Source organism: Pedobacter frigoris, assembly GCF_005116445.1.
Lineage (GTDB): Bacteria > Bacteroidota > Bacteroidia > Sphingobacteriales > Sphingobacteriaceae > Pedobacter > Pedobacter frigoris.
The window spans coordinates 1-6,219 of sequence record NZ_SWBQ01000012.1 but is presented as its reverse complement, the minus strand read 5'-3'; the positions used below and the strand labels follow the sequence as shown (position 1 = coordinate 6,219).

7 protein-coding genes and 1 pseudogene are annotated in these 6,219 nt (G+C 41.0%); 6 read left to right on the top strand and 2 right to left on the bottom strand.

All coding sequences use genetic code 11. The features are described 5' to 3' along the window. Both FA047_RS20270 and FA047_RS20265 read left to right on the top strand, forming a co-directional pair. Positions 1-1,521 (top strand): RHS repeat domain-containing protein (locus tag FA047_RS20270; protein WP_136837926.1); only part of this gene is annotated, 1,521 nt, incomplete at its 5' end. Beyond that, positions 1,508-2,074 (top strand): toxin-antitoxin system YwqK family antitoxin, encoded by a 567-nt coding sequence (locus tag FA047_RS20265; protein ID WP_169304472.1) that lies wholly within the window; start codon positions 1,508-1,510, stop codon positions 2,072-2,074. The genes FA047_RS20270 and FA047_RS20265, both read left to right, overlap by 14 nt. Before the next feature lie 377 nt (positions 2,075-2,451). Here FA047_RS20265 and FA047_RS20260 read toward each other — a convergent pair whose 3' ends face one another. Next, positions 2,452-2,802 (bottom strand): helix-turn-helix domain-containing protein, encoded by a 351-nt coding sequence (locus FA047_RS20260; RefSeq protein ID WP_136837923.1) that lies wholly within the window; start codon positions 2,800-2,802, stop codon positions 2,452-2,454. An 18-nt stretch (positions 2,803-2,820) separates the two neighbouring features. Then, positions 2,821-3,213, bottom strand: coding sequence for a helix-turn-helix domain-containing protein (locus FA047_RS20255; RefSeq protein ID WP_205943364.1), 393 nt, complete (start codon positions 3,211-3,213; stop codon positions 2,821-2,823). 130 nt (positions 3,214-3,343) lie between these two features. Between FA047_RS20255 and FA047_RS20250 the strand changes: the two genes are divergently transcribed. From FA047_RS20250 to FA047_RS20235, 4 genes and pseudogenes are all read left to right on the top strand, one after another. Then, a complete protein-coding gene (locus tag FA047_RS20250) occupies positions 3,344-3,892 on the top strand; it encodes an ORF6N domain-containing protein (RefSeq protein WP_136837922.1) in 549 nt (182 codons plus the stop codon). Between the two features lie 801 nt (positions 3,893-4,693). Beyond that, positions 4,694-5,497, top strand: a complete 804-nt coding sequence (locus tag FA047_RS20950; RefSeq protein ID WP_225872808.1) for an RHS repeat-associated core domain-containing protein — start codon at positions 4,694-4,696, stop codon at positions 5,495-5,497. A gap of 11 nt (positions 5,498-5,508) precedes the next feature. Next, complete coding sequence (locus FA047_RS20240) at positions 5,509-5,766, top strand: hypothetical protein (protein WP_136837920.1); 258 nt, start codon at positions 5,509-5,511, stop codon at positions 5,764-5,766. Between the two features lie 103 nt (positions 5,767-5,869). Continuing rightward, positions 5,870-6,219, top strand: a pseudogene (locus tag FA047_RS20235) (DUF6443 domain-containing protein); the annotation flags it as partial.

Genomic DNA, 6,219 nt, shown 5'->3' with positions numbered 1-6,219 from the left:
TCGAGCTTTTTGCAAAATACAGCGTATGCTTATAATGAGCGTGGCTGGCTGAAAGGTAGCAGTTCAGATCAGTTTAGTATGAAGCTGAAATATGATGATGTCACTGTTCCGCAATACAATGGTAATATTGCAAATCAGGATTGGGGCTCAGGAGTAAGTTTCACAAATGTTTATACGTATGGGTATGATAAATTGAACCGTTTGTTGAGCGGCAGCAGTACCGGCGTTGCGATGGCAGAGGTGCTTACGTATGACGTGATGGGGAATATCAAGACGATGAACAGGGATGCAGGAGGTGCGGGGACTTATAATTATACTGGTAACCAGTTGACCAGCATTACCAGCGGGCCACTGGCAACAGGTACCTATGTGTATAATGGAAATGGAAATGCAACTACAGATGGAAGAACGGGTGTGGTGCTGACCTACAATGTGCTGAACCTTCCGGCTACGGCTACAAAATCTGGATTAAGTTTGGCTTATACCTATGATGCATCTGGAAATAAGCTGAAGAAAGTAAGCAATGGAGTAACGCGGGAATATGTAAGTGGTATAGAATATAATGGAAGTACAATCGACATTATCCACACTGAGGAAGGTATTGCCAGGAATAACAGCGGCACTTATAGCTATGAATATAATCTTTCAGACCATTTAGGTAATGTGAGATATAGTTTCCATAAGAATCCTTCGAGCGGCTTACTGGAGCGTCTACAAAGTGATGACTACTATGCTTTTGGAAAAAGAAATTCAGGTTCTCCAGTTTCGGTAAATAATAAATATCTTTATAATGGCAAAGAGGTTCAGGATGAACTTGGTGAGCAGTATGATTACGGGGCTAGGTTCTATGACCCTGTGATTGGGAGGTGGAATACTATAGATCCAAAAGCTGAGGAAGGAAGACGGTGGTCGCCATATACGTATGCATTCAATAATCCGATACGGTTTATTGATCCTGATGGGATGAAAGGACAAGATATCTGGGAATTTAATACTGACACGAAGCAGCTAAAAATGATTGAAAGAACTAATGACAAGTTCCATACTTTTGTTGATCAGGATGGGGAAACTATTCTAAAAACAAATGATACCCATTCAGATATAACTAAAAGGATCAGTGATGAAACCAAAGGTGGGAATAAACAAGCTGCTTTGGATTTCTACGAAAACTATGGAGACTTAGGGAATGCTATCCTTAAAGATGGTGGGGCTTATAAAGATATGACCAGTAGAGGAAATGAAATGGGCTTTGGATCAAAGGAAATAAAGGACTTAAAAACTGCTGGTGAGCGTAATGTGATAAACGGTTGGGTTGATATAGCAAAAGATGAGTTAACCGGGAAATATTTGCCAGAATCTGCGTTTTCTAAAGCTCTGGATATAATTGGTCTCCCTGATCAGGTTAAGAGCATTACAGGTAGCACATTAGGCGAACATGCTAAAAAGATGAATGACGTATTCAAGCAAGTAAAAGAAATGATGCTAAATGGTGCAAAAAAAATGCAGTATGGTAGTTTTTAATAAAATGACTTTAATAGTTATGCTTATAGTGAGCATAACTATTTTTTCCTGTCAAAAAAATGGATATAAAACAGTTTATTACCGTACTGGAGAGAAGTTCGAAAGAGGGAAGGTAATTAATGGAAATAGAGAAGGACTTTGGACAAGCTGGCATGAGAATGGACAGAAACTGGCAGAACGTAATTATGCAAAAGGAGAAGAAAATGGTTTATCAATGGAGTGGTTTGAGAATGGCCAAACCCGGTCTGTCGCCAAATACAAAAAAGGTAAATTTATAGATACTGTTAAGAGATTCTTTGATAATGGCAAGTTAAACGCATTAGATTATTATACTTCTGATGGTGTTCATAGCGGAGAATTTACGGTCTGGCATGAAGATGGGAGTGTTAGCCAGAAAGGATATTTTAATAAAGGGAAAGCTGATGGTACTTGGAAAACCTTTTTTAAGAGTGGTAAAATAAAATCTATTTCCTACTTTAAAGATGGTAAAGAAATTGGCGAATGGGTCACTTACGATGAAGGTGGAAATGTTGTTAAAAAAACGCAATATTGATCTTTGATTTACACTTATCTCCTGAAATTAACTTTATAAAAGCAGTTTTTCTTATTGTAGGAGGCTTTTATCTGATAAACATTAGCTTGAAAAATCCTAGGCCTGATTGGGTAGGTAGTAGTCAGATTAGATTATTTGGTGTCGCTATATCGCTAGTAATATTAGGACTTATGACCTTGTTTGAGCTCATTACTGCTTCATAAGATATAAAGCTTAGCTAAGGATATTGGCTTGATAGTAGGCTGCATAAGTGTTTATGCAGCCTATTGTTGTTTTTGTATCTACAAGTTGTGTTTTTGGGTACCCAAAAACCTGCTTGCCTTCGCTTAGGAGCGAAGGAGAGGAAACCTTCGCAACTCGGTTTCTGCTGCAGGGGGTTACTTACTGCCTTTAAGGAGTTCGTTCTTTTCTCTTTCAGCTTGCAAGAGACGTTCATAAAGTTCCATTACTTTGTCCAGCGGGTTAAAAGTGCACTGGAAGTTAAACGAACTCTGATCGTGAAAGTAGTTGATAATGGCATCCTCACTAAAGTTCTTGATGGCCTGGGGTGTAACCCCTAAAACCTTTGCGATCTTGCCAAGTGTTTCTTCTTCTACTGTTTCGCTTTGCTCGATCTTGGAAATCGTCTGCTGGCTAATGCCCAGCTCAATAGCGAGGTGATCTTGTTTAATTCCCCTGATCTCACGGATACGGCTGATCTTTCTGCCGATATGAATTGTTTCTGCCATAATGTTTATGTAAGGCTGCTATAAAGCAGCAATGTTGTTGTTAAAAAAATCCTTGAACTTCTTTTTGGTGAGCATGGTGTCGATGATCTTAAAGACCACGGTACGGTCTTCCTCATCGAGCTGATTAATCAGGTTGACCTGTTCAAAATTGGGCTTGTCCTGAATGGTGACCTCTACCGGCTGATTGTCGAAATGCACTACCTGGTCAATGGTCATGCCGAAGTACCCGGCAAAGCGTTCCAGTTCATCAATGGCAATGTCACGCGTGTTGTTCTCCACCTTGTTATAGCTGGTATAGGGAATGTTCACTTCAGCGGCCAATTGCTTTTGCAGCAATCCTTTCCGCTCCCTGATCTTCTTAATGTTATCGCCTAAGCTCATGACGTTTGGTTTTCTTCCAAAAATACCCATAAAAGCTATTTTAATCAATATGTTGCGTTATGCTGATTTTGTAGTTGCTAAAATAGGTATTAATTGTTAGCTAAAAGAAGCTTTAAACAAACACCATCCATTGAATAAGCAATAATAAATATATTTGTGCATGAGCAAGACCATTATCGTATCCGAAGAAATCATCATCAATAAAATATACCTGGTTAGGGGTCATAAAGTGATGTTGGACAGAGACCTTGCAGAAATGTACGGCGTGGAAACCCGTGTGCTGAACCAGGCTATAAAACGGAATGAAAAGCGCTTTCCTGCCGACTTTATGTTCCAGATGACCAGTGAGGAACTATCGGATTGGAAATCACATAATGTGATATCCAATAAAGAGAAGATGGGCTTAAGGAAGCCACCAAATGTCTTTACTGAACAGGGTGTGGCGATGTTGTCAAGCGTGCTTAACAGCGAAACAGCCATAGAGGTAAATATACAGATTATCAGAACCTTTACCCGCATCAGGCAGATGTTGAGCGAACATACTGAACTTCGCCTGGAAGTAGAGAAAATCAAAAAGAAACTGGATAACCAGGACAAGAATATGGAAGTGGTATTCCAATACCTGGATGAACTGCTGGAGAAAAAAGACCAGCCTAAGCCGGAACGTAAAAGCATCGGTTATAAAATCAATCCCGTTAAAACTAAATAACGGGTGCCGTCCATTGAAATCAATGGAGCAAGCGGAAGTTAGGCAAAGCCTTACTTTTCTGCCCTTAAGCTACCGCTAAGGGCTATGGGAGAATCCTCTGGGAATTCTCTGGTGTCTTTGCGCTATCCGCAAGGCCGAAAAAGGGATCTCGGAGGGAATTCCCTAAGCAAAAGCCTGCGGCAGCAAGGTGCTTCGCAGTATTAGTAGTTGGGAATCTTCCATTCCCCAAACCCCTTTGGAACCTCTTACTGATGGAAAGAGCCGCTCTCATCCATCCCACAAACCAAAGCACTTTCCATCAGTAAGAGGTCGCTACCCAATCCCCGAGACAAACACAATGGTGTTTAGCAAAGATGTATTAATGTCTACATTAATAGAAAATCCTGCCTCCGAAGTCGGCAGGGTGCTGAACGAACCAACGGGCTGTTAAAGTAGTTTTTGTATAGCAAAAACATAAACTTGCTCCCTGCAATGCACCAACGAGAATAGAGGTCTGGGGTGATCATTTGTTAAGCCCCTAAAAGCGGAAGAAGGGAGAGCTGTCAAGGGAACGTGGAATAAATGGCCATTGCGGGCAGGCTTAGAGCGTTTATGCCGCGAAAGTCCCTTTACTGCTTTTCCTTCTGAGGCTATCTTTGCGGTAACATATGATCAACCTTACCAGTAGCAGAAACTCTCCGAAGAACGAAATTACCCCTCTTGTAAAACCCAAACAAAAAACTAACTTTACGCATAAAGGAACGTTCTTTATAAAGCTGAAAAGTTGCTGCCAGCGAATCCGGCGAACCTCAAAAAAGTTGCATAAGGGCGTTAGATTATGGAGCAAGGTTCTATGATCCGATAGTTGGAAGGTGGAATGTAGTGGATACGAAATCAGAGCAGGGAAGAAGATGGTCACCTTACAGTTACTGTTTTGACAATCCCATCCGGTTTATTGATCCGGATGGGATGTGGCCAGATCCTCCCGGTTCTATATTAGGAGGTATACTTAGAGGGGCTAGAAATTTTGCCCAAGGAATACTTACACCTCCTGCTGTTACCTTGTACAATGTGGGTAAAGCTGCTATCGGAGGAGATATAAAACCTGCTGCGTCCTTGTTGGTGCCAGCTATCGCAAAATCTGATCAGGCTGTGGCCTTCGCTAAGGGAGATGCAGGTACCAAAGCGGAGATTATAACTCAAAATGTTCTTGAAGTCGGTACGGCGCTTTTAGGGGCTAAAGCAGGTTCTGGTGGAAAAGGTACTGCCGCAACTGAGTCAACAACTTTGTATAGAGGAGTAAATGAATCCCACCCCGGCTATTTAAATGCAGTTGATGGTGTTGCAGCACCACGTGGTGGAATTGCAACAGCAGCAGAACATAATGCAGGCAATACGGCTAGTCCTTTTACTTCTTGGACAACAGATCCTAATGTGGCGTCAAATTATGCTCTAAGACCAAATGGTTCAGGTGTAGTTCTGGAAGTGAATGCTCCGAATAGTAATACAGTTGCAAGTCCAAGTGCGAAAAACGTAGTTTTGAAACAGTCCGGTGCTTATGTTAATGAATCGGAAGTGTTGCTAAAAGGAAAGGTTAGTGGAGCAAAAGTTAAGAATGTAAATTAATACAGTTGAATATGGAAAATTTCCCTGAATTAAATGATAGTCAGGTGGTGTTATTAAGAGCAGATGTTAATACGGGCCATATCTTGGATGAGGAGTTTAATCTAGCTATCAATGAGCATCAAAAAGTATTTACTCTTTTTGATGCTGCTGAAGCAGCATTGCTTTTTGCAAAAGAAATACTTTCAAAAAACCCTAAAGTGGAATGCGTTATATATAAAAAAGGGAGAACAATGCTTTATCATATTACTCCTGAAAATGTGCACTTATAACGATACTAATCAAAGTCCAGATCAACTTAGGTGACTTATTATTGTGTTCATACGGGGAGGAAGAGGGCTGCTGTGAATCTATAATGGGGTTACAGAAGTAGTATTGAGCAAGCTTTCCTATAATGAGTTGGGGCAATTACAGAAAAAGGAGCTACACAGTACCGATGGGGGATCGAGCTTTTTGCAAAATACAGCGTATGCTTATAATGAGCGTGGCTGGCTGAAAGGTAGCAGTTCAGATCAGTTTAGTATGAAGCTGAAATATGATGATGTCACTGTTCCGCAATACAATGGTAATATTGCAAATCAGGATTGGGGCTCAGGAGTAAGTTTCACAAATGTTTATACGTATGGGTATGATAAATTGAACCGTTTGTTGAGCGGCAGCAGTACCGGCGTTGCGATGGCAGAGGTGCTTACGTATGACGTGATGGGGAATATCAAGACGATGAA